20 protein-coding genes are annotated in these 21940 nt (G+C 66.7%); 10 read left to right on the top strand and 10 right to left on the bottom strand.

Going from position 1 to position 21940, the window contains the following annotated elements:
* Nucleotides 1–4 precede the first annotated feature (4 nt).
* The 5 genes from AC4EEV_RS14610 to AC4EEV_RS14590 are packed head-to-tail and all read right to left on the bottom strand — an operon-like array spanning nt 5 to nt 5308.
* Nucleotides 5–1165 (bottom strand): Gfo/Idh/MocA family protein, encoded by a 1161-nt coding sequence (locus tag AC4EEV_RS14610; protein WP_491329289.1) that lies wholly within the window; start codon nt 1163–1165, stop codon nt 5–7.
* Nucleotides 1162–2010 (bottom strand): sugar phosphate isomerase/epimerase family protein, encoded by an 849-nt coding sequence (locus AC4EEV_RS14605; protein ID WP_018762442.1) that lies wholly within the window; start codon nt 2008–2010, stop codon nt 1162–1164. The genes AC4EEV_RS14610 and AC4EEV_RS14605 overlap by 4 nt, the downstream gene beginning before the upstream one ends.
* A 2-nt stretch (nt 2011–2012) precedes the next feature.
* A complete protein-coding gene (locus AC4EEV_RS14600) occupies nt 2013–2936 on the bottom strand; it encodes a carbohydrate ABC transporter permease (RefSeq protein WP_018762443.1) in 924 nt (307 codons plus the stop codon).
* Nucleotides 2933–3943, bottom strand: coding sequence for a carbohydrate ABC transporter permease (locus AC4EEV_RS14595; protein WP_018762444.1), 1011 nt, complete (start codon nt 3941–3943; stop codon nt 2933–2935). Before AC4EEV_RS14595 ends, AC4EEV_RS14600 begins: the two co-directional genes overlap by 4 nt.
* Nucleotides 3944–3949: 6 nt before the next feature.
* Nucleotides 3950–5308: an ABC transporter substrate-binding protein gene (locus tag AC4EEV_RS14590; RefSeq protein WP_491329288.1), complete on the bottom strand. Its 1359-nt coding sequence runs from the start codon at nt 5306–5308 to the stop codon at nt 3950–3952.
* 218 nt (nt 5309–5526) lie between these two features.
* Between AC4EEV_RS14590 and AC4EEV_RS14585 the strand changes: the two genes are divergently transcribed.
* Nucleotides 5527–6579, top strand: a complete 1053-nt coding sequence (locus tag AC4EEV_RS14585; RefSeq protein WP_491329287.1) for a LacI family DNA-binding transcriptional regulator — start codon at nt 5527–5529, stop codon at nt 6577–6579.
* A 92-nt stretch (nt 6580–6671) separates the two neighbouring features.
* On the opposite strand, the gene AC4EEV_RS14580 is transcribed toward AC4EEV_RS14585, so the two are convergent.
* The 3 genes from AC4EEV_RS14580 to AC4EEV_RS14570 all read right to left on the bottom strand — a co-directional run bounded on the left by AC4EEV_RS14580 (nt 6672) and on the right by AC4EEV_RS14570 (nt 10192).
* On the bottom strand, nt 6672–7550 hold the full coding sequence (locus AC4EEV_RS14580; RefSeq protein WP_133832665.1) for a phosphotransferase: 879 nt from the start codon (nt 7548–7550) through the stop codon (nt 6672–6674).
* A gap of 115 nt (nt 7551–7665) precedes the next feature.
* Complete coding sequence (locus AC4EEV_RS14575) at nt 7666–8913, bottom strand: FAD-dependent oxidoreductase (RefSeq protein WP_491329286.1); 1248 nt, start codon at nt 8911–8913, stop codon at nt 7666–7668.
* Nucleotides 8906–10192 carry an MFS transporter gene (locus AC4EEV_RS14570; protein WP_491329285.1) on the bottom strand — a complete coding sequence of 429 codons (1287 nt, stop codon included), beginning with the start codon at nt 10190–10192 and terminating at the stop codon, nt 8906–8908. Before AC4EEV_RS14570 ends, AC4EEV_RS14575 begins: the two co-directional genes overlap by 8 nt.
* A 48-nt stretch (nt 10193–10240) precedes the next feature.
* On the opposite strand from AC4EEV_RS14570, the gene AC4EEV_RS14565 reads away from it, so the two are divergent.
* The 8 genes from AC4EEV_RS14565 (at nt 10241) to AC4EEV_RS14530 (ending at nt 20014) form a co-directional block, all read left to right on the top strand.
* Complete coding sequence (locus tag AC4EEV_RS14565; RefSeq protein WP_491329284.1) at nt 10241–11047, top strand: IclR family transcriptional regulator; 807 nt, start codon at nt 10241–10243, stop codon at nt 11045–11047.
* 118 nt (nt 11048–11165) lie between these two features.
* Nucleotides 11166–12296, top strand: coding sequence for a cupin domain-containing protein (locus AC4EEV_RS14560; protein ID WP_491329283.1), 1131 nt, complete (start codon nt 11166–11168; stop codon nt 12294–12296).
* Nucleotides 12296–13138, top strand: coding sequence for a fumarylacetoacetate hydrolase family protein (locus AC4EEV_RS14555; protein ID WP_491329282.1), 843 nt, complete (start codon nt 12296–12298; stop codon nt 13136–13138). Before AC4EEV_RS14560 ends, AC4EEV_RS14555 begins: the two co-directional genes overlap by 1 nt.
* On the top strand, nt 13138–13890 hold the full coding sequence (locus AC4EEV_RS14550; protein ID WP_491329281.1) for a maleylpyruvate isomerase family mycothiol-dependent enzyme: 753 nt from the start codon (nt 13138–13140) through the stop codon (nt 13888–13890). The genes AC4EEV_RS14555 and AC4EEV_RS14550 overlap by 1 nt, the downstream gene beginning before the upstream one ends.
* A 232-nt stretch (nt 13891–14122) precedes the next feature.
* On the top strand, nt 14123–15718 hold the full coding sequence (locus tag AC4EEV_RS14545; RefSeq protein ID WP_491329280.1) for a PucR family transcriptional regulator: 1596 nt from the start codon (nt 14123–14125) through the stop codon (nt 15716–15718).
* The gene (locus AC4EEV_RS14540) at nt 15715–16674 is read left to right on the top strand and encodes a glutaminase (RefSeq protein WP_491329279.1); all 960 of its coding nucleotides are present in this window, start codon (nt 15715–15717) and stop codon (nt 16672–16674) included. Before AC4EEV_RS14545 ends, AC4EEV_RS14540 begins: the two co-directional genes overlap by 4 nt.
* 44 nt (nt 16675–16718) lie before the next feature.
* The gene (locus AC4EEV_RS14535; protein WP_491329278.1) at nt 16719–18236 is read left to right on the top strand and encodes an amino acid permease; all 1518 of its coding nucleotides are present in this window, start codon (nt 16719–16721) and stop codon (nt 18234–18236) included.
* 38 nt (nt 18237–18274) lie between these two features.
* Complete coding sequence (locus AC4EEV_RS14530) at nt 18275–20014, top strand: thiamine pyrophosphate-dependent enzyme (RefSeq protein ID WP_491329277.1); 1740 nt, start codon at nt 18275–18277, stop codon at nt 20012–20014.
* A gap of 100 nt (nt 20015–20114) precedes the next feature.
* Here the strand turns inward: AC4EEV_RS14530 and AC4EEV_RS14525 are convergent, their stop codons facing one another.
* Nucleotides 20115–20894 carry an SDR family NAD(P)-dependent oxidoreductase gene (locus AC4EEV_RS14525; protein ID WP_285320397.1) on the bottom strand — a complete coding sequence of 260 codons (780 nt, stop codon included), beginning with the start codon at nt 20892–20894 and terminating at the stop codon, nt 20115–20117.
* A 95-nt stretch (nt 20895–20989) separates the two neighbouring features.
* Complete coding sequence (locus tag AC4EEV_RS14520) at nt 20990–21337, bottom strand: hypothetical protein (protein WP_018763796.1); 348 nt, start codon at nt 21335–21337, stop codon at nt 20990–20992.
* Nucleotides 21338–21569: 232 nt separating this feature from the next.
* Here AC4EEV_RS14520 and AC4EEV_RS14515 point away from each other — a divergent pair, with 232 nt between their 5' ends.
* Complete coding sequence (locus AC4EEV_RS14515; RefSeq protein ID WP_133831432.1) at nt 21570–21779, top strand: hypothetical protein; 210 nt, start codon at nt 21570–21572, stop codon at nt 21777–21779.
* Nucleotides 21780–21940 lie beyond the last annotated feature (161 nt).

Below are 21940 nucleotides of genomic sequence, written 5' to 3'. Positions count from 1 at the left end.
GGTGTCAGGCGCTTTCTGCCGTGCTGCCGGTGTGGACTTCGAGGTCGTTGTACTTGCCTGCCAAAACATCCTCGAAGAGGACTGGCTGGCCGAGGGTGGCCGAGACGTATACCGAACGCACCGCGGCAAGGGCATTGACGGCGTCGCTGACCGTGACTCCTGGCTGCTTCCCACCGGCGATCGCGGCCAGGATGTCCCGGTACTGACGGACGTGGCCGGCCGGGTACACGGTGGGATCGGCTGCTTTGTAGTCTTCCTCGGGGTACTTGGCCAGTTCTTCCTCCGACTGGTTGCCGCCGCCCTGGAGTCCCATGTCCGCCGAGGCGCCGCCTGCGGCCCTGCTGTGGAAGTACTCCAGCCGGTCGTTGTCCACCACGGCCGAGCCCTCGGAGCCCATGAGCTGCACGCGCACGGTCAACCCCGGGTAGGCGGCAGTGGTGGCGTGAAGGACAGCCAGGCCGCCGTTCTCGAAGGTCACGGTGGCTACCGCCGTGTCCTCCACTTCGATGCGTTCGTGGGCGAGGCGGGCGGTGTGCGCAAAGATTTCCACCGGCCGTCCCATGAACCACAAAAGCAGGTCCACGGTGTGCACGCCCTGGTTCATGAGGGCGCCGCCGCCGTCCATCGCCCACGTGCCGCGCCAGTCGCCGGAGTCGTAGTAGCCCTGGCTGCGCCACCATGCCACCGAGGCGATGGCGGAGGTCAGCTTGCCGAACCGGCCATCGGCGATGGCGCGGGACACGGCGACGCTGGACTGGTCGAACCGGTGCTGGCTGATGACCGAGGCAACGATGCCTTTGCCCGCCGCTTCCTTCGCGGCTGCCTCGATTTCCTGGGCGCGGCTGAGGTCCACGTCGAGGGGCTTTTCGATGACCACGTGCTTGCCTGCCGCCAGCACCTCCAGGCTCTGCTGGATGTGCAGGCCGCTGGGAGTCGCCAGTGCCACGAGGTGGATGTCTTCGGCGGCGAAGGCCTCCGCCTGGGTGCTGTACAGGGCCGGCCGCGTCCCGCCCTGCTGTTCGATGAAGTCCGCGAGTGCTTCGGCGGCCGCCGGGATGGCATCGATGAGGGCGACAATGCGGACTTCCGGGAATTCGCGGAGGGCTACGGCGTGCGTGCGGCCAATGACGCCGCACCCGGTGATGGCTGCATTCAAGGTGCTCATGCGGTCTGGACTCCTGCTTCTGCGGTGACTTTGGCGAAGGCGCGGGCTGCGATTCCGAAGGCCGTGGGGCCAGAGAATCCGCCCAGGCCGTGGGCACCGGCGAGGTGCGGCTCAAGGGAAGCGAAGCCTTCGTAGCCGTCCGCCTTGAGCGCCTCCACGGTCTTCAGGACGTCCCCGTCGCCCTCGCCCGCAGGCACCACGTGGCCGTTGGCGAAGAGGGCATCCTTGACCTGGAGGTATTCCAGGTGCGGGCGCAGCTTGGCGTATCCCTCGTCGAAGGGCTTGACGCCCACCTGGACGAAGTTTGCAGCGTCCCAGGCCACTTTCAGGGCGGGCGAGTCCACGGTCTCGATGATGTCCAGGACACGGTCCGGGACGTCTCCGAAGATGTCCTTCTCGTTTTCGTGCAGGAGGATCACGCCGGCTTCCTCGGCCACGCCGGCCAGGGCGCGCATGCGCTCGATGACGTCATCGCGGATGCTGTCCACCTGGACTGACTCGCCGTAGTAGAAGGAGAAGATGCGGATGTAATTCGCGTCCAGGACCTTGGCGGCATTGACCGCACGGCGCAACCGCTCCACCTCATGCTCCACCGGGAGGCTGACGTCCACTTTTCCTATGGGCGAGGCAATGGCCGAAACCTTCATGCCTTTATCTGCCAGCAGGGCGGCAAGTGCCTGGAGCTGCTCGTCGCTGAGGTCCACAATGTTGGTTCCCCATGCGCTGCGGACCTCGATGTGGTTGGCGCCGAGGGCCTGCAGCACGGCGATCTGGACTGCGGGGTCGTCGTCGATTTCGTCGCCGAAACCTGACAGCTGCCACGTGACCTGGGTGGTCGAGACCATGGTTATTTAACTCCTCCGGCGGTCAGCCCGCCTACTAGGTAACGCTGGAAAATCAGGTAGAGAATGACCACTGGTGCTGCACACACCAGGGCTGCGGCCATCATCTGGCCGTAGTAGGGAATGGCGCCGCCTTCCTGCGAGGCACCAAAGATTTGCAGGGCGACGGCGGCGGTCTGGCTTTCGGGGCGCGTCATCACCGAGGCGAAGAGCACGTCGTTCCAGCCGAGCAGGAAGGCGAAGATGCCGGAGACGACGATGCCGGGCCAGCTCAGGGGCAGCACGATGCGGAAGAGGACGCCGAGGTTTGACGCGCCGTCGATCTTGGCTGCTTCCTCCAGTTCCTTGGGGAGCCCGCGCAGGTAGGTGACCATCACCCAGGTGGAGAACGGCATGGCGAAGGTCAGGTAGGTCACGAACAGGCCCCACTGGGTCCCGATCACCTGAATGCCAAGGTAGGTTGCCGCCGAGGAAAAGAGCACGAACACCGGCAGCACCATCAGGGTTCCCGGGACGGACTGCAGGGCGAGCAGGCCGCGCAGGATGCTCAGCCTTCCACGAAAGCTGTAGCGGACCAGGACGAACGCGGTGGAAACGGACAAGGCCGCGGATACCACGGCGGTTGATCCGGCCACCAGGACACTGTTGGTCAGGCCGGTGGCCAGGCCCACGCTGGTCCAGATCTTCGAATAGTTCTCGAAGGTCACCGACGACGGCCAGAACTCGCCGTTGGCAACGCCGATGTCCGAGTTCACCGAGGCCAGGAAGATATAGAGCACCGGAATCAGGACGAGTGCACCCAGGAAGACAAGGATGATGACCAGCAGGGGGCCTGGCAGGAGCCGCAGCACCTCGTGCTGGCGGTGCGAGCCCGGGCGGTCGACGTCCGCGGTAGGCGCACTGCGGCGACCGGCGATGGTGGCGCTCATTTCTTCGCTCCTGGGGTGTCGGCGTCGTCAAGCTTCACGGCGCGGAGGTAGACGAACAGCGGGATGGCGATGAGCACCAGGGAAATGAAGGCCATCGCAGCACTCAGGCCAAAGCGGAAGCTCTGGAAGCTGGTGACGTAGGTCAGGATGGGGAGGACTTCCACGTCCGACGGCGCCGGGACCCCGAACAGCACGAACGGAAGCGTGAAGTTGTTGATGTGGTGCAGCATTCCGATCAGGAAGGCCAGGGCCAGCGGGCCCTTCAGGTACGGGAAGATCACGTAGCGGAGCTTGTTCCACCACAGCGCCCCGTCCAGGGCTGAGGCCTCGTGCACCTCATGGTCCACTGACTGCAGGCCGGACAACGCCAGCAGGTAGATGAACGGCCAGGAAGCCCAGATCTGGACCAGGACCAGCGTCCAGAACGTTTGTGGTCCGTTGAGCCAGAGTCCCACGTGGATTCCCACGGTGGCCAGGGCCTCGTCCACGATGCCGCCGGGCTGGAGCATGGTCCGCCAGACGGTGGCCACCACGAAGGACGGCAGGACATACGGGATGAGGAACACCGAGCGGATCAGCGCGCGGCCCTTGAAGGCATTCTGGGTTGCCACTGCCGCGGCAATGCCCAGCGGCAGGGTCACCACCATCGCAAGCAGCGAGTAGCTGACGCTGAGCCACACGGCGTGCAGCAGCGGCGAGTTGGTGACGGCTTCAACGAAGTTTTCGACTCCGATGATTGGTGCACTGACCCACTTCCGCAGCGTGTACTGGTCCAGGTTGAGGATGGACATGTAAATGCCCAGCAGCAGCGGCACCACGATGATGATGATCATCAGGACCCCGCCGGGGATCAGCATCCAGAGCGGACGGTTCCGCTCGCTCAGGCCCTTGCGCCGCGGGCCGTCCTTGGGGCCGGGCTGCTGCCCGGCGTCATTGGCGGTCCGGGGCGCCCGGCCTGCGGCGGATTCCACCGCAGGCCGTACTTCATGAGAGGCGTCGGTTGACATCAGGACTTATCCTTTGGAGGCCCGGTCCAGGGAAGCCTGGCCCTTGTTTTGGGCGTCTTTGATCCGCGTATCGAGGGCGGATCCGTCCACCTTGCCGGCGGCCAGGTCCGGGATCGACTGGACAGTGACGTTGAGCAGGCCCAGCTGGATATCGCCCCAGGCGCCCGTGAACGGGGTGGCCTTGGACTTGGCGGCGGCATCTGCCAGTGGCTTGAGCTTGGCATCGGTCAGGGTGGCGAGGGCCTCGGCGTTGGCCGGGAGGTCACCGAAGACCTTCTGGTAGTTCAGCTGTTCGTCCTTGGAGGTGATCAGCTTGATGTAGGCGAAGGCCAGGTCCTTCTGCTTGGAGTAGTCGGCCACCACCAGGTTGTCGCCGGAGAGGATGCTGGCGGCGTCGCCGTCGGACTTGGACTGGGTCTGGCCCGGAGCGATCGTAGGCATCAGGGCGTATTCGTACTTGCCGGCGACGGCTGACTTGTCCAGGGTGGGAATCGAGCTGGACGTGGTCATCATCAGGTACCCGGCCTTGCCGCTGGCGAAGGCGGCCACGGCGTTGCTGTTGCTCCAGCCAATCGATGCGGGGTCAACCACTTTGTCGTTGGTGAGCCAGCCGAAGTACGTTTCGTAGGCCTTCTTGACCGTGGGGTCATCCATCTTCAGCTTGTTGCCGTCCACCAGCGGGTTTCCGGCCTGGACGGACATGGCCCAGATGAACTTCCAAGGATCGAAGCTGTCCTTGTATCCCGTGGCGATGCCGTAAGTGCCGTCCTTGGTCATCTTTTTCGCCTGCGCGGCCAGGTCATCCCAGTTGGTGGCAGGCTTGTCGATGCCTGCCGCAGCCAACAGGTCCTTGTTGTACGCCATGACGAACGGCCGGCTGACGAACGGGATGCCGGCAAGGTGGTCCTTGTCCGGTCCGGAGATTCCCAGGGTTGCCGGGTTGAAGCGGTCCTTGCCGCCCACCTTCGTCCAGTCGTCGTCGGAGAGGGTCACGAAGGCCTTGGTGGCATATGCCGTGGGGGTGAACGTGGTTCCCAGGCTGTAGACGTCCGGGCCCTGGCCGGAGACCACGGATGTTTGGATGCGCGTGAGTTCATCGTTGGCCGAAGCGAAAGTTTCGAACTTCACGTCGGCGCCGGTCTCGGCCTTGAACTTCGCGGCAATATCGGACTGCCACTGCTTCTGCTGTTCCGGGTACTGGCTGGAAACGTTCACCAGGACGCTCAGCGTCTTGCCGGTGCCGTCCACTTTGCCGTCCGAGCTGGTTGAGCCGCCCCCGTTGCCGGAGCTCGATCCACACCCGGTCAAGGCGAGCGCTGCAGCCGTGACGATCGCCGCAAGCCCAGTAGTCGATTTAAACCTCATTGTTTTTTCTCCTCTAGGACACCCGCATGGCCACATCCGTCTTGTGGCGGAAATCACTGCAGGCGACTCGAGAGTCAGTCTAGGAAATTGGAAAGCTTGCGGCAAGCGGTTGCCAAAAGTTGCCAAGAATGGTGTCATTGGATCATCCAAAGTCGGGGAAACGCCGGTCGGAATGCTGCCGGCGGATTCCCCAAGCCAGCGATGAAAGGTCGGCAACTATGGCTAATCCATCGGTGGGAGCCGCTCCGCAGGGTGCCGGGGACGCGAACGCCCGGCGGGACCGTCCGCCCACCATCCGGGATGTCGCCGAGCTCGCCGGCGTCGCCACGTCCACGGTCTCCAGGGCCCTCTCTCGGCCCGAGCGGGTGAATCCCCGGACGCGGGTCCGGATCGAAGAGGCAGCCGCTGAACTCAACTACATTCCCAGCTCCCAGGCGCGCGGCCTCAGCTCGGGGCGGACGAACGCCGTGGCCGTACTGGTGCCCGACATCACCAACCCGTTCTACTTCGACATCATCCGGGGTACCCAGCACCAGCTCAAGGCAGCCGGCGTGACACAGCTCCTGGTGGACACGGAGGAGTCCAGCGAGATGGAACTGGATGCGCTGCACAAAATGCGCAAGTCGGCCGATGGCTTCATCCTGGCAGCGTCCCGCCTGACCGACGCCCAGCTGACGGAGGTCTCCCAAACACAGCCCCTGGTCACGTTCAACCGCGCGTCCACCAGCGCTCCCACCGTGATGATCGATACGCCGTCGGCCATCATCCAGGCGCTGGAGCACCTGGCATCGCTGGGCCATCACAAGGTCTGCTACGTTGCCGGGCCTCCCACCTCCTGGTCAAACCAGATGCGATGGAAGGTGTTCGAAGAGGACGCCACGAAGCGGGGGATGGAAGTCCACCGGATTGGCCCCTACGCGCCAAAGACAACGTCCGGGGCGGCCGCGGCGGATGCCGCTGTCCGCACCGGGGCCACTGCCTGCATCGTGTTCAACGACCTGCTCGCCATCGGCATGCTCCAGCGCCTGAAGGCCCGCGGGATCCGGGTGCCTGCGGACATGAGCATCATCGGCTCGGACGATATCTTCGGCGCCGATTTCTGCAATCCGCCGCTGACCACCATCTCCAGCCCCATCGAGCAGGCGGGCAGGGTGGCGGTGTCCATGCTCCTGGCCCAGCTCAATCCCCTGCCGGGAAGCGCCACCCGGAAACTCGCCGTCATGCCCACCCACCTGACGGTCCGGGAATCGACGGGACCGGCCCCCGCCTGATCAACCCACGGTAAACGGCAGCACCAGCCGGTGTCCCGGGGTGAAGGCATTAAGTAATTGCTAAAGGCGCACCACATACGACTCGACGAAGGCTAGTCAAGCTGGAAGCGGTCCAGGGCCTCCCGAAGCATGCGGTGGCCTTGGCGTTCAAAGTTCCCATCCCCCACCTGGTACGCCCAGACCGCCGTGCCGATCGCTTCCCGAAGCAAGTCGATGCGCCACACCTCCATGGACCTGGGGTCAGTTCCGTATCCCTCCAGGAAGGCCTTCTCCAGCTCTGGCCTTCCCCGCCATTGCTGCACCGCCAACCGGCACAGATCAGTGGCGGCCGGCCTGAAATCGAACCTGCCGAAGTCGATAATCCGCAGCTCGCCATTGCGGATGAGCCAGTTCCGCGGCTGCCAGTCACCATGGGTGGGAACCACGGTGATGGGGGCAGGCCGGTACTCCGCAAGGCGACTCCGTGCCTCCAGCTCGATTGATGGATCGACGCGATGGTCACGGTCCAACCACGCAAACGCCTTCGCCGTGGCCCGCGCTTCGCAGGTGTCATCGCAGCGGCGCTCCTGGCTGTGAACCACCTTCAACAATTCGCCGGCCTGGGCGTAGGTCTCCGGGACCTGCTCGGCCGGGGTTCCCTCCACCAGAACGCCCTCAAGGTACTCAACCACCAGGATGTTGGCGTCCGGGTCTGAATGAAGCAGGCGGGCTGCCCGGCCGAGCCCGGCAAGCGGCCGTGTGTAGGCGTTGTGGGCCGCGACCTCGCGGCCCAAGTGGTGGTTCGAAGGTCCGGCAGCCTTGATGATTACCTGCCCGGTGGCCGTCCGGACCTTGAGGACCTTGGTGTCCACGATCCCCCAGGACAGGTCGGCGACAAGTTTCGGCGAGCCAAGCCACCCCTCAGCCAGCCTGGACTGTTCGGCGCTCAGCAGCCCGCCATCCCACTGCCCTGCCCCCGAACGTTGCCCCATGATCTGAAGCCTAGCAACGGGCGGTCCACGGAGGATCCGGCTGACCCGGCATAAAGGCGCGCGTACGACGCCGGGAGCCACCCGTCGTCGTACGCGCGCCTTTATATCGCGCTGCTTAGGCTTCCACGAGCTTGGCCCCGGCCGGCACCTCCGCCGGAACGCCGGGCTCGCCGCGGCCGTACAGCCAGTCGTTGTACTGGAAGTTGTTGTCGCCGCGGCTCTTGAACAGCATGTTCCGGAGCACCCGGGCCACGCCGCCCACGTGCCAGGACTCGCCCCAGGTCCTGGCGGTGCGCTGCACACGGGCCGTCCGGGCTGCCCGGGCCTCGTTGAACTCCCGGAACGCAGCTTCCCAAGCGCCGGCGTCGATCCCCTCGGGGGTGAAAACCTGGTTCCGGGACACATCTTGGAGCACTGCCGCGTCCTCCAGCGCCTGGCACGCACCCTGGGCCAGGTACTGCAGCATCGGGTGGGCGGCATCGCCGATCAGCGCCATGCGGCCGGACACCCAGTTGTCGATCGGGTTGCGGTCGTACATGGGCCAACGGATGCCGGTGGCCAAGTTCTTCAGGGCCTCCTGCACCGCGGGGACGCAGCCGGCGTAGGCCGCCTCGAGCTCGTCCACGCCGCCGTATTGCTCTTCGCCGCGCTCGAAGGATGCCGACTTGAACACGGCAACCGTATTGAGCAGTTGGCCCTTCCGCAGCGGGTATTGCACCAGGTGGCAGTCCGGCCCGAGGTAGACGATGACGTCCTCCAGGTCCGCTGCCGGGGTCTCCTCCGTGATGGGCACGGTTCCCCGGTATGCCACGTAGGCCGAGTTCACCGGGCCGTCGCTGGCAACGGTCCCGCGCAGGGTGGACTTGAGCCCGTCCGCGGCCAGGATGGCGTCGGCTTCGAAGACCTCGCCCTTGGCGGTGTAGGCACGGGCCCGGTCGCCGTCGGTTTCCACCTTCTGCACCAGGACATCGTTCACCAGGGTGACGCCCGCCGCCTGGCAGGCCTCGAGCAGGATCCGGTGCAGGTCGCTGCGGTGGATCACCACGTAGGGCGCCCCGTAGCGCTCCTCGAACTCGCCGCCCAGTGTCTGGCGGGTCAGTTCCTCCCCCGTAACCGCATCGCGGAACACCAGGTGCTTGGGCTGGACGCCGATTTCCAGGGCTTTCTCCAGCAGTCCCCAGCGCTTGAGGACCCGGGAGGCGTTGGGGGCCATCTGCAGCCCGGCTCCCACTTCGCCGAAGGCCGGTGCCACTTCAACCAGCGTGACGTCGGCGCCGTTTTCGCGCAGGGCGAGCGCTCCGGCCAGTCCGGCCATGCCGCCGCCCACCACGAGGACATCGGTGGACTCTTTGACGTTAGACATTGGTAGCTCCTACTGCTGTTGATTTCTTGATTTTGGTGCCGACGGCTGCGATCAGGACCGCCGCCGCGGCTGCTGCTCCGGCGAAGGCCAGGAAGTTGGAATTGACGCCCAGCCCCGCCGCGAGCAGGAGCCCGCCGGCCTGCGGCGCGGCCACGGCGCCAATCCGGCCGACGCCCAGCGCCCAGCCGAGGGCGGTGCCGCGCAGGTGCGCCGGGTAGTGGCTGGCCACGGCGGCGATGATCAGGCACTGGGTGCCGTGCGTTCCCACGCCGGCCAGCACCAGCATGAAATAGACGACGGCGACCGGCGGTCCGGTCACCAGCACCACCAGGGCGACGGCGGCCACGCCCGCTGCCGCGATGGCCGTGGGAATGGGACCGAACCGGGTGCCTGCCCAGGCCGTGAGCACTGACCCGGCCACGGCGCCCAGGTTGAGCGCCAGGGCGAAGGTCAGCGCAGAGCCCAGGTTGTAGCCGGCCAACTGCATCAGGTTGGGCAGCCACGTTCCCAGGCCGTACCAGGCAAACAGGGTCACCAGGGTGGCCACCGCAAACAGCAGGCTGGTGCCGAGGTAGGGCGCCCTCAGCAGGCTCCCAAATCCCGCGGACTCATGCGCGGTGCTGCCGGCGGCTGCCTTGGGTGCCAGGGTTTCCGGCAGGTAGCGGAGCCCCAGCGGGATCACCACCACCAGGGCCACGACGGCCACCAGGAACATAGCCGGCCAGCCGAAGGCCGGGATCAGCGGAATACCCACGAGCGCGGCGATCGAGCCGCCAATGGGGACACCGGACATCATGAGGGTGGCGATGGTGGACCGCCACTTTTCCGGAACGAGCTCGGCCACCAAGGCGTTGGCCGATGGCACCAGGCCGCCCAGGCCAATGCCTGCCAGCAGCCGGAGGCCGCCGAACACCGGCGCGCTCGGCGCAAAGGCACAGAGGATGGTGAAGAGGGAGAACACCACGGCGCAGCCGATGATGGTGCGGCGGCGGCCCCAGGTGTCGGCCATCCGTCCGGCAAAAACGGCTCCGATCATCATGCCCACGAAGGCCATGGATCCGATGGTCCCAGCCGTCGCCTTGGTCAGGCCCCAGCCGGTGTCGCTGATGAGCGAGCCTTGGACGGTGCCGTAGACGATCAGGTCGTAGCCGTCGAAAACGACCAGCAGCCAGCACACCAGGACGGCGAGCATGGAACGCCGGGGAAACCCGGAAAGGCCTGCGCCCGGGGCGGGGGCGGCCGTGCGCTGCGGCACTGCAGCGGAAGTTGTGTGATTCATCCCACCACTGTGCTGGCAGTCATACCAGCGCGCCCATAAGATTCTGTCATGCAGAATCTTCCTGCCCGGCGGAAACCCACCTACTCAATCGAGGCGGTGGACAACGCCCTGCAACTCCTCCAGTTGCTGCGGGACGTGGGGAGCCTGCGGCTCAAGGACGCAGCGGCGGAGCTCGGCGTGGCACCCTCCACGGCACACCGGCTGCTGGCCATGCTGGTGTACCGGGGCTTCGCGGTGCAGGACGAAACGCGGCGGTACGTTCCCGGTCCCGCCATGGGGGCGGGGCCCGCAGGGTTCAGCTGGACAAGGCAGCTGCGCGACATCTCCCGGCCGCACATGGAACTGCTGTGCGCCCGCACCAACGAGACCGTGAACCTCATGATCCGGGTGGGCACCAAGGTCCGTTTCCTGGACACGGTGGAAAGCAGCAACATCCTCCGCGTTGGCGACCGCCAGGGCACGCTCCTCCCGGCACACAAGGCCTCCGGCGGCAAGGCCATCCTGGCCGAAATGGATCCCACCATGCTCGAGCAGCTGTTCCACAGCCCGAATGCTGAGCTCGCCGGCGACTACATCCCCAGGTCCGAGTACCCGGCGTTCCTGCGCGAGCTTGAATCCGTGCGCGCCAACGGCTTCGCGGCCAACTTCGAGGGCACGGAGGAGGGCATCAGCGCCTTTGGCATGGCACTGCACAACGGGAAGGGAATGGTAGTGGGTGCGCTGAGCGTAGCCACTCCGGTAGCCAGGTTCCGGCCACTGTTCGACGCCGGGCTGGTGGGCGTCATGATGGAAACCCGGCGCCAGCTGGAGCTGGACATCGCTGCCAACCCGGCGGATGGCGCAGCGGGGAGCTGACCCGGGCGCACGCCACTCCGAGGAATATTCTGCCTGCCAGAATATGCTGGGGATCACAGCCCGCTTTCCCTAAGGTCGAATCCACGCCGCAGTCAGTCCGCACGCAAGGAGAAGGCCAGTGTCGATCAGCGCTGAAAACCAAACACATGAATCCGTGGCCCGGGAGCACCATGTCCCCGAGCCCACTCCGGAAGAGGCCGCCCAGTTGGAGCAGCTGTACAAGGATTTCGATAAAGAGAACCTGATTCCGTTGTGGACGGAGATCGCGGACCTGATGCCCATGGTCCCGTCCCCGAAGGCGGTTCCGCATGTGTGGCGGTGGGAGGACCTGTACCCGCTGGCCGCCCGCGCCGGGGACCTGGTGCCCGTGGGCCGCGGTGGGGAACGCCGCGCCATCGCGCTGGCCAACCCCGGCCTGGCCGGCACCCCGTACGCCACCCCCACGCTGTGGGCCGCCATCCAGTACCTGGGCGGCCGCGAGACCGCCCCGGAGCACCGCCACTCCCAAAACGCGTTCCGGTTCGTCGTCGAAGGCGAGGGCGTGTGGACCGTGGTGAACGGGGACCCGGTCCGGATGTCCCGCGGCGACTTCCTGCTCACCCCGGGCTGGAACTTCCACGGCCACCACAACGACACCGACCAGCCCATGGCGTGGATTGACGGCCTGGACATCCCGTTCGTGCACTACGCGGACGCCGGGTTCTTCGAGTTCGGCACCGAGCGCGTCACCGACGAGGCCACCCCCGACATCTCCCGCTCCGAGCGGCTCTGGGCCCACCCAGGGCTGCGCCCGCTCTCCGGGCTCGATGACACCACCAACTCCCCCATCGCCGCATACCGGTGGAAGTACACCGACGCCGCGCTGCGCGAACAGTTGCTCCTCGAGGACGAGGGCCACCCGGCCACGGTGTCCCAGGGCCACGCCGCCATCCGGTACACCAACCCCACCACCGGCGGGGATGTCATGCCCACCATCCGGGCCGAGTTCCACCGCCTCCGTGCCGGCGCCACCACCGAGCCCGTCCGCGAGGTGGGCTCCAGCGTGTGGCAGGTCTTCGAAGGCACGGGCACCGTGACCCTGAACGGCGAAACCAAAGTCCTGGCCAAGGGCGACCTGTTCGTTGTCCCGTCCTGGCAGCAATGGTCCCTGGAAGCCGGGACTGAGTTCGACCTTTTCCGGTTCAGCGACGCGCCCATCTTTGAGCGCCTGAACTTCAACCGCACCTACATCGAAGGACCCACCAAGTAATGAAACTCCTCACCCTCCGCCTGGATAACGGCACAGGCAACGGCAAGAGCACGACGGCGGTCCGCCAGGACGGCGACACCCTCACCGAAATCCCGGGGTTCGCCGACGTCGGGGCCCTCCTGAAGGACCCCGCCTGGGAAACCACCGCCAAGGAAGCCAACGGCGCAACCCACGCGCTGGCCGGCGCCGACCTCGCCGCCGTCGTGCCCTCCCCCGGCAAGATCATCTGCGTGGGCCACAACTACCGCAACCACATCAAGGAGATGGGCCGCGAGGTTCCCGAGTACCCCACCCTGTTCGCCAAGTACGCCGAATCCCTGATCGGACCGAACGACGACCTGGCCCTGCCGCAGGAGTCGGACACCGTGGACTGGGAGGCCGAACTCGCCGTCGTCATCGGCAAGGCCGGCCGCCGCATCCCCGAAGCCGAAGCCGCGGACCACATCGCCGGGTACGCCGTCCTGAACGACATCTCCATGCGCGACTACCAGTTCCGCACCATCCAGTGGCTGCAGGGCAAGACCTGGGAAAAGTCCACCCCGTTCGGCCCGGCCCTGGTGACCAAGGACGAGTTCACGCCCGGCCCGCTCATGACCTCCGCCGTGGACGGCGACGTCCAGCAGTCCACCCCCACCTCGGACCTGGTCTTCACCCCCGAATTCCTGGTGTCCTACATCTCCACGATCATCACCCTGAACCCGGGCGACGTGATCGCCACCGGCACCCCCGGCGGCGTGGGCCACGCGCAGGACCCCAAGCGCTACCTGCAGGAGGGCCAGGTCCTGGTCACCAGCATCGAGGGCCTGGGCCGGCTGGCCAACCGCGTGGTCAAGGAAGCCTGATGGTTGCCCGGCACGACCAAGCCACCGATCCCGTCCTACTGGACGGGCTGCTGCAGGCCCGGCGCGGCACCGCGTTCTTCGCCCGCAAGCTCAACGAGCTCACGGACGCGGAACTGGACGCAGACTCGCTGCTGCCGGGCTGGACCCGCCGCCACGTTGTAGCCCACGTGGGCTACAACGCCCGGGCCATCGCCCGCCTGGTCGAGTGGGCCGCCACCGGGGTGGAAACAACCATGTACCCGTCCGTTGAGGTCCGCAACCATGAGATCGACTTCGGCGCGACGCTGTCCCCGATCGCACTGCGGAACCTCTTCGACCACTCCGCCGTGCACCTGAACGTCGAATGGCGCGACCTGCCCGCCGACAACTGGCACCACAAGGTCAAAACCGTCCAGGGCAGGACCGTCCCGGCCGAGGAGACCGTCTGGATGCGCACCCGCGAAGTCTGGGTCCACGCCGTGGACCTGGACAACGGGGCCACCTTCAAGGACATTCCCGCCCCCGTGCTGGAACGCCTCCTCACGGACATCACCGGCGCCTGGCATGCCCGCGGGACCGACGCGGGGCTCCTGGTCACCGTGGACGGCACGGACTTGTCGTTTGGGGACACTGCTGCCCCGTCCCCCACCGTGGTGTCCGGTTCCCTCCCGGCAATCGCGCAGTGGGCCACCGGCCGCGGCACGGTGGGAACCACGGCAAGGCACGACGCCGGATCGGTCACCCCGGTGCCCACGGCACCGGGGTGGATCTAGACGCCCCGGGGCACACCGCCACACCGCGCCAATGGCGGGCCAGCCCTGCCGGCCCGCCATTCGGCGTTGCCGCGCGGGCACGCTGTTTCGGCGACAGCGCGTCCGCCTCAGACCGGAAACCAAAAATGGGCCAGTGGACTTGGAACAGATTCCATAATCCTGCCTCCTGCCGCTGGATAGCATGAGGTGACCGGACAGAGCCGTCCGGCGGGATCAACGCAAAAGGACAACCATGGCCGCGGTTACGGTGGATGACATCCTCTCGGATCTTCCCCTCGGCTTCGCCAGCCTCATCCTCCGGCCCGGCCCTTCGGCGCCGGCCATCGAACGGTTCCTGATCGTCGACGCCGACGATGAGGCAGTGGAGGCCGCCAAAGCCTTCGTCCTGCTCATCGGGGTCCGCGGCCGGTCTGCCCTGCCGGCACTCCGGCGCCTCCTGGCGGATCCGCCCCCGGTGGTCGCACTGAAGGGCCGGCGGGACGACCTCGCCGAAGCCGAGGAGCTCCTGCGCGCAGCGGGGGCGGGGCTGCTGCTGGTGGATCCTGCCGCAGACTGGGACCGCCTGCTGTCGATTGCCAAGGACCGGATCCAGCCGCGCAGCTACCAGAGCGAAGTCCTGACATTGCTCGAGGAAGACCTGTTTGCGATCGCCCAGACCACGGCACGGCTCACGTCCAGCCACGTGCTCATTGAGGATGCGGCCAACAAAGTCCTTGCCTATTCCACGGTCACCAATGACATCGATGAGCTCCGGAAGGCGTCCATCCTGGCCCGCCGCGGCCCACGGAAGTACGAACTGCTGCTCAAGGACCTGGGCGCCTACCGGGAACTCCACCGCACCCGGCAACCTGTCCGCGTCCCGGCGAGGCCGCAGGACGGGCTGCGGGAGCGGGTTGCCATCGCGCTCTTTGCCGGCGAGCGGATCATGGGATACATCTGGCTCCAGGAGACCGGTGCAGGCTTCGGGCCCGACGTCGAATATGTCCTGACCGGGTCCGCTGCCCGCGTCTCGGCCGAACTGATCCGCTACCGCAACCAGCAGTCGGTCCACATGCGGGAAGACCGGATTGCGCGGATCCTGTCGGGTCCGGCAGAAGCCGCCGCCGGTGCGCACAGCGGAAAAATCCCGTCCGAAGCTCCTGCCGCGCTCATCCTGATGGGCATGTCCGACGCCGATTCGCGTGCCGACGACGCCGCCCTCAAGCACGGCGAACTGGCCAACCTCGCCTCCATCCACGCCGCCGCGTACAAGGCCTCCGCCGTCGTGGGCCAGTTCAACGGTGACACGGCCATCATCGTGCCGGACCTGCAGTCCAGCACCGCCGAGCCGGGGCTTCGGTCCCTGGCCGAGGCAATCGTCCGGGACGCCCGAAAACACCTCGGCATCACCCCCTTCGCCGCCGTCGGCCCCCTGGTGCCGGACCTGCTGTCCCTCCACACGGTCACCCGGGTGACGGAGGCGCTGCTGGCCTGCGTGGGCACCGCAGAACCGGGCACGGTGGCGGGGGTTACCGATTTCGAAGCGGAAATCCTGTACCGCGAGGCGGTCCGCAACTTCCAGGCCTCGCCCTTCCGGCACCGCAGCCTGGCCGCGCTCCTGCAGGAGGACGCCGAGCTCGCCGCCACCCTCCGCGCCTACTTCGACGCCGCCTTCGACGTCGCCGAGTGCGCCAGGGGCATGAACCTCCACAAAAACACGGTCTACTACCGGGTGGCCAAGGCCGCCCGGGTGACCGGCCTCAACTTCGGCAGTCCCCGGGACTCACTGGTGGCACTGCTCCACCTCCAGGAGTGGGCCGCCGCCAACAACACTTCAGGCAGGAAATGACCACGACACTCAGCGCACCGCCCCTGGACATCCTCCTTGAGGAAATCGTCCGGGAACACCGGCCCCGGAAGGAAGCCGGTGCCGTACCCGGCAACATCCCGGTCCTGGCCGCCGTCCCCTTCAACCGCTTTGGCATCGCCGTTGCCACCACCTCCGGCAAGGTCTTCAGCTCCGGCGACGCGGACGTCCCGTTCTCCATCCAGAGCATCTCCAAGGTGTTCACCCTGGCCATGGCGCTGCAGGGCGGCCGGTCCGGCCTGCTGTGGTCACGGGTGCTCCGCGAACCATCCGGATCGGCTTTCAACTCACTGGTCCAGCTCGAAGCCGAGCACGGCATCCCGCGCAATCCCTTCATCAACGCCGGCGCCCTGGTGGTCACGGACCACCTGATGGAAGAGACGCCCGACGCCGCCGGGCACCTCCTGCAGTTCCTCACCCGGCAGGCGGGTACGGGAGGACAACCAGGCCGGGAGGGAGATCAGGCACCGTACATTGACGAGGCGGCTGCTGCCGGTGAACTGGCCGGCAGCAGCCGCAACCTGGCCCTTGCCCACTTCCTGAAGGACTTCGGCAACCTCACCCAGCCGGCCGCGGCCGTGGTGGAGAACTACGTCCGCCAGTGCTCCGTCATGATGACCTGCGTCCAGCTGGCCAAGGCGGGCCTGTTCCTTGCCAACGACGGCCAGGGAGCCCCGGGGGCCGTGTTGTCCCCGAGCGAGGCCAAGCGGATCGGCTCCATCATGCTGACCTGCGGCATGTATGACGCCGCGGGCGAGTTCGCGTACCGCGTGGGCCTGCCCGGCAAGAGCGGAGTGGGCGGCGGCATCCTGGTCATCGTCCCGGGCCAGTGCGCCATCTGCGTCTGGAGCCCCCGCCTGGACGCCAAAGGCAATTCCCTCGCCGGCACGGCGGCCCTTGCCGACCTCTCCGACCGCACCGGCTGGTCGGTCTTCTAAGTTCCCCAACCAACAAGATCTTTTCCGGATCGAAAGGAATCCCCATGCCCAACAACCCCAATGACGAGGTTGAGCCGGACCATGTAATTGATGGTGGTCACGCGCATGCGTCCGAGACTTCCCTGCACGCGGAGGACAAGGGTTACCACAAGAACCTCAAGCCGCGGCAGATCCAGATGATCGCGATCGGCGGTGCGATCGGTACCGGCCTGTTCCTGGGCGCCGGCGGCCGGCTGAACGCCGCGGGCCCGTCCCTGGTCATCGCGTACGCGGTCTGCGGGTTCTTCGCGTTCCTGATCCTGCGCGCCCTGGGCGAACTGGTCCTGCACCGGCCCTCCTCAGGCTCCTTCGTCTCCTACGCCCGTGAATTCTTCGGCGAGAAAGCCGCGTTCGTCTCCGGCTGGTTCTACTGGATCAACTGGGCCACCACCACCATCGTGGACATCACCGCCGCCGCCCTCTACATGCACTTCTTCGGCAACTACATCCCCTGGATGGCCGATGTCCCGCAGTGGGCCTGGGCCCTGACCGCCCTCCTCGTCGTCCTCGCCCTGAACCTCGTCTCGGTCAAGGTCTTCGGCGAAATGGAATTCTGGTTCGCCCTGATCAAAGTCGCCGCCCTCGTCGCGTTCCTGATCATCGGCACCTACTTCGTCATCTTCGGCACCCCCGTGGACGGCCAACAAGTCGGCATCAGCCTCCTGTCCGATCACGGCGGGATCTTCCCCACCGGCCTGCTGCCCATGATCATCCTCATGCAAGGGGTCCTGTTCGCCTACGCCTCCATCGAACTCGTCGGCACCGCCGCCGGCGAAACCGAAAACCCCGAAAAAATCATGCCCAAAGCCATCAACTCCGTGGTCTTCCGCATCGCCGTGTTCTACGTCGGCTCCGTGATCCTCCTCGCCCTCCTGCTCCCCTACACCACCTACCAAAAAGGCGTCAGCCCCTTCGTGACGTTCTTCGGCTCCATCGGCGTCCAAGGCGTAGACGTCATCATGAACCTCGTCGTCCTCACCGCCGCCCTCTCCTCCCTGAACGCCGGACTCTACTCCACCGGCCGGATCCTGCGCTCCATGTCCGTCAACGGCTCCGCCCCCCGCTTCGCCTCCCGCATGAACAAAGCAGGCGTCCCCTACGGCGGCATCGCCATCACCGCCACCGTCTCCCTCCTCGGCGTCCCCCTGAACTACCTCGTCCCCGCCGACGCCTTCGAAATCGTCCTCAACATCGCCTCCGTCGGCATCATCATGACCTGGGCCACCATCGTCCTATGCCAAATCCAACTCAAACGCTGGGCCGACAAAGGCTGGGTCCAACGCCCCACCTTCCGCATGTTCGGCGCCCCCTACACCGGCTACCTCTCCCTCCTCTTCCTCATCGGCGTCCTCATCATGGTCTTCATCGACTCACCCCTGACCATGCTCGTCACCGCCATCGCCTCCATCCTCATGACCGCCGGCTGGTACGCCTGCCGCACCCGCATCCGCCACATCGCCGAAACCCGCGACGGCTACACCGGCACCTCCCCCGTCATCGCCAACCGGACACCCATCACCTGACCCGGACCTTCCGCCACCCTTCGAACCAAAGAAAGAACATGACTCCAGAGCCGCAGCCCTCCCTGACCGCATCCCGTTCCCAGCCCGCCGCCGTCGTCGATGACCGGCAGGACCTCCGCCCACACGTGCCGGAGAACGCGCAGCCAACCCTGAAGTCCGCCGGGCACGTCATTGTCGATTCCCTGGTGGCGCATGGCGTGGAGCGCACCTACGTTGTTCCCGGCGAGAGCTTCCTTGACGTGCTCGATGGCCTGCACGGGTCCGCCATCGAAACCATCGTCTGCCGCCATGAGGGCGGCGCCGCCTACATGGCCGAGGCCGACGGCAAGATGAACCAGCGTCCGGGGGTGGCGATGGTGACCCGCGGGCCGGGCGCGGCCAACGCCCATGTGGGACTGCACACCGCTTGGCAGGATTCCACCCCCATGCTGCTCTTCGTGGGGCTCATCCCGTTCGCCCACCGGGACCGCGAGGCGTTCCAGGAGTTCGACATCAAGTCCTGGTTCGATACCGGAGCCAAAAGGGTCATGGTCCTTGACCACCCGGAGCGGGCCTCCGAAATCGTGGCCGAAGCGATGTTCGCGGCCATGAGCGGACGGCCCGGCCCCGTGGTGGTCGGCCTGCCGGAGGACGTGATCCGGCGGCAGGTCAGCCCGGCCCTGCATCCGGCGATTCCCGTGGCAGCCGGCGGCATGGGCAGCACGGATTCCGCAGCCCTTGAAGCCGCCCTTGCCAGGTCCAGCAAGCCGCTGTTCGTCACTGGCGGCAACGACTGGACCCAGGAAGCCGCCCTCCAGCTCACCGGGTGGCTGGAACGGCACCACATCCCGGCCGCTGCCGAGTGGCGGACCCAGGGAACGGTTCCCTTCGATTCGCCGTCCTACGTGGGCCCTATCGGGTACGGCCGCCCCCGGCCCACCTACGACCTGTTGGAGGAAACCGACCTGCTGGTCTTTGTGGGCACGGTCCCAGGCGATGTCATTACGGATGGCTTCGTCTGCCGGCAGGACTGGACCAAGGAGAACTTCCTGGTCACGGTGGACCCGTCGCTGCGCGGACGGTCCGGCCCGGTTTCCCGGCAAATCCTGGCCAAACCGGAGGCGTTCGTGCGCGACCTCCAGGGCGTCGCGCTGCCGGTCAAGGACGAGTGGCGTGACTGGACGGCCCGGATGCGGGCGGAACAGGAACGCTTTGCCGCGCTGCCGCCCGCTGCCCCGGGGGCCGGCCAGGCCAGGATGGACACCCTGATGGCCAACCTGGTGCCCCGGCTTGCTGAGGACGCCGTGGTGACCTTCGGGGCCGGCGAACACACCAACTGGGCGCACCGGTACTTCCCCACCCGCCGCTATGCGTCCATGCTCAGTGCCCGCAACGGCTCCATGGGGTACTCCATCCCGTCCGCCATTGCCGCATCGCTGGCCGAGCCGCACCGGCGCGTCGTGACCATCGCGGGGGACGGCGAATTCCTCATGAACGGCCAGGAATTGGCGACCGCCGCCCAATATGGCGCCACACCCTTGGTGGTGGTCATGGACAACCAGGAGTACGGCACCATCCGCACGCACCAGGAACGGCATTACCCGCAGCGGGTCTCCGGCACCCAACTCAAGAACCCGGACTTCGGGTTGATGGCCACGGCGTTCGGTGGCTTTGGCATCACGGTCAGGGATGACCGCGACGTGCCGGCGGCCCTGGACGCCGCCTTAGCGGCCATCGACCGGGACCGCACGTTCGCGCTGGTCCACCTCGTGGTGGACCAGCGCGTCAAGGCGTACTAGGCCGCACTGCGGGGTGCTGCCCGGGTGGGCGGACGACGACGGGCCGCACCCGGCGTCGTCCGCTTGGCTTTAAGGTGCCTGCCGGCAGCGGTGCTGCCCGCTACAGTGCCGACCAGCCGCCGTCGGAAGCGAGCACGGCGCCGTTGACGTTGGTGCCGTCGTCGCTGAGCAGGAAGGTGATGGACGCGGCGAGCTGCGCGGCGGTGGCGGGTGTCGGGATGTTCGCCTGCATCAGCGGACCCAGCCGACCTGCCGCCAGCTCCGAGCCCCAGTTCGCCTCGATATTGGTGATGGTGGCGCCCGGCGCCACGGTGTTGAAGCGCAGCCCCAACGGGCCGTACATGACGGCAGAGTTCCTGGTAAGGCCCACCACTGCATGCTTGGAGGCCGTGTAGGCCGCACCCGCGGCGGAACCCCGCAGCCCGGCCTCCGAGGAGACATTGACCACGGAGCCGGTGCCCGCCTGCAGCATCAGCGGCACCACCGCACGGGTGAGTCGCATCAGCGCGGTGACGTTGATCCGGAAGACCCGCTCCCAGACTTGGTCGTCCACCTCGTGGATGGGGGCGAAGTTGTCCATGATGCCGGCAACGTTGGCCAGCGCATCCACCCTGCCGCCGGCGGCCGCCACCACTGCCGCCACGGCCTCTTCGGTGGAGATGTCACCGGCAACGGCAACCAAATCCAGGCCGGGGTTCCCGGCCACAAGCTCATCCAGCCGTTCCTTGCTGATGTCCGCCGCGATCACGCGGCCGCCTTCCTTGGCGACGCGCAGCGCGGTTGCCAGCCCGATGCCCGAGCCTGCACCGGTGACAATGACGGTCCTGCCGGCGAACCGGCCCGCGGTTGTGGTTTCCTGCCATGCAGCTTCGTTGCCCATGATGTTCCTTCCAACAGAGATGTGGTGCATTGGGCGTCCCAAGCACTGATGGCCGGCATCGAAAACGATGCCGGCCATCAGCCAGGTTTCCGGGGCTACAGCCGGTCGGTCCGGTCTTCGCCGCCCTTGTGGCCGGTCCCGCGGAGGTTCTCCTGGACCTTGCCGAACAAATCCTTGATGGTGGATTCGGCGTTGGTGATGACGTCCACGGGAACGAAGACCTCGTGGGCAGCCGGCAGGTCGTACTCATCCTTCAGGTGCGTGCCGTTCCCCACCCCTGTCAGGGAGATGTAAACCATGGCTTCCGTCCGCGCGATTCCTGCGAGCTTGCCGAAGACCACCGTGAATTCATTCGGCTGGAAGCTGATTGTCTGCCCGATGTGGCTGCGGCCCAGTTCACCGGCTGTGACTGCCTTTTCCGACTGGCTTCCGGTGTAGTCCATGAACTTCTCCTTCGATCGCCGACGCTTACGCAGGCAGTCTAACCCCGCCCTTCCCGATGGCACACGGGCCTTCCGGACCCCTGCACCAGCCTGCTGGAGGCCTGCACAAAGAAGGAGCGTGGAGCGTGGTCACTCCTCCATTGAGTTGGGCGGCAGCGTCCCTGTTTGATGGCTTCATTGGGCGGCAGCTGCCGCCGCAACCACGCCGTGCAAAGGAATGCCCGTGACTTCAATGACGAGCCGCGTAAAAAGCCCTGTCCGCTGGGACCCGGTCGAGACCGGCGACCTGGTGGAACTCCGCAGGAACGGCCGGGTGGCCTTCAGCGGCGTGGTGGATGACAGGACGGACGACGGCGGCATCGTGTGGGTGACCGCGCCCGCGGGGGGCCGCCGGCTGTTCCACGTCGCAGACGGCCTGGACCTGGCGGTGGTGCCGGCATGACGGAGTGCCCCGAGGACTGCCCGTACTGCACGGGACCTGAGACGGACTGAGGATGGCCGCTCCCGGCCGGGGTGCGCCGCCGCATGCCATCCCACGGAAGCCTTCCAGTGGCCGGATCATCACGATCCGGGCATCAAATTGCCGCCAAAGCAGGTGGCATC

This window comes from Pseudarthrobacter sp. MOO14 (assembly GCF_058267675.1).
Note: the sequence above shows the minus strand (reverse complement) of the source record. Positions and strands in the feature narration are given on the sequence as shown.

What these genes read in the sequence shown, in the direction of transcription:
- AC4EEV_RS14610 (WP_491329289.1), bottom strand. Translation starts at nt 1,165, where the DNA reads ATGAGCACCTTGAATGCAGCCATCACCGGGTGCGGCGTCATTGGCCGC.
- AC4EEV_RS14605 (WP_018762442.1), bottom strand. Translation starts at nt 2,010, where the DNA reads ATGGTCTCGACCACCCAGGTCACGTGGCAGCTGTCAGGTTTCGGCGAC.
- AC4EEV_RS14600 (WP_018762443.1), bottom strand. Translation starts at nt 2,936, where the DNA reads ATGAGCGCCACCATCGCCGGTCGCCGCAGTGCGCCTACCGCGGACGTC.
- AC4EEV_RS14595 (WP_018762444.1), bottom strand. Translation starts at nt 3,943, where the DNA reads ATGTCAACCGACGCCTCTCATGAAGTACGGCCTGCGGTGGAATCCGCC.
- AC4EEV_RS14590 (WP_491329288.1), bottom strand. Translation starts at nt 5,308, where the DNA reads ATGAGGTTTAAATCGACTACTGGGCTTGCGGCGATCGTCACGGCTGCA.
- AC4EEV_RS14585 (WP_491329287.1), top strand. Translation starts at nt 5,527, where the DNA reads ATGGCTAATCCATCGGTGGGAGCCGCTCCGCAGGGTGCCGGGGACGCG.
- AC4EEV_RS14580 (WP_133832665.1), bottom strand. Translation starts at nt 7,550, where the DNA reads ATGGGGCAACGTTCGGGGGCAGGGCAGTGGGATGGCGGGCTGCTGAGC.
- AC4EEV_RS14575 (WP_491329286.1), bottom strand. Translation starts at nt 8,913, where the DNA reads ATGTCTAACGTCAAAGAGTCCACCGATGTCCTCGTGGTGGGCGGCGGC.
- AC4EEV_RS14570 (WP_491329285.1), bottom strand. Translation starts at nt 10,192, where the DNA reads ATGAATCACACAACTTCCGCTGCAGTGCCGCAGCGCACGGCCGCCCCC.
- AC4EEV_RS14565 (WP_491329284.1), top strand. Translation starts at nt 10,241, where the DNA reads ATGCAGAATCTTCCTGCCCGGCGGAAACCCACCTACTCAATCGAGGCG.
- AC4EEV_RS14555 (WP_491329282.1), top strand. Translation starts at nt 12,296, where the DNA reads ATGAAACTCCTCACCCTCCGCCTGGATAACGGCACAGGCAACGGCAAG.
- AC4EEV_RS14550 (WP_491329281.1), top strand. Translation starts at nt 13,138, where the DNA reads ATGGTTGCCCGGCACGACCAAGCCACCGATCCCGTCCTACTGGACGGG.
- AC4EEV_RS14545 (WP_491329280.1), top strand. Translation starts at nt 14,123, where the DNA reads ATGGCCGCGGTTACGGTGGATGACATCCTCTCGGATCTTCCCCTCGGC.
- AC4EEV_RS14540 (WP_491329279.1), top strand. Translation starts at nt 15,715, where the DNA reads ATGACCACGACACTCAGCGCACCGCCCCTGGACATCCTCCTTGAGGAA.
- AC4EEV_RS14535 (WP_491329278.1), top strand. Translation starts at nt 16,719, where the DNA reads ATGCCCAACAACCCCAATGACGAGGTTGAGCCGGACCATGTAATTGAT.
- AC4EEV_RS14530 (WP_491329277.1), top strand. Translation starts at nt 18,275, where the DNA reads ATGACTCCAGAGCCGCAGCCCTCCCTGACCGCATCCCGTTCCCAGCCC.
- AC4EEV_RS14525 (WP_285320397.1), bottom strand. Translation starts at nt 20,894, where the DNA reads ATGGGCAACGAAGCTGCATGGCAGGAAACCACAACCGCGGGCCGGTTC.
- AC4EEV_RS14520 (WP_018763796.1), bottom strand. Translation starts at nt 21,337, where the DNA reads ATGGACTACACCGGAAGCCAGTCGGAAAAGGCAGTCACAGCCGGTGAA.
- AC4EEV_RS14515 (WP_133831432.1), top strand. Translation starts at nt 21,570, where the DNA reads ATGACGAGCCGCGTAAAAAGCCCTGTCCGCTGGGACCCGGTCGAGACC.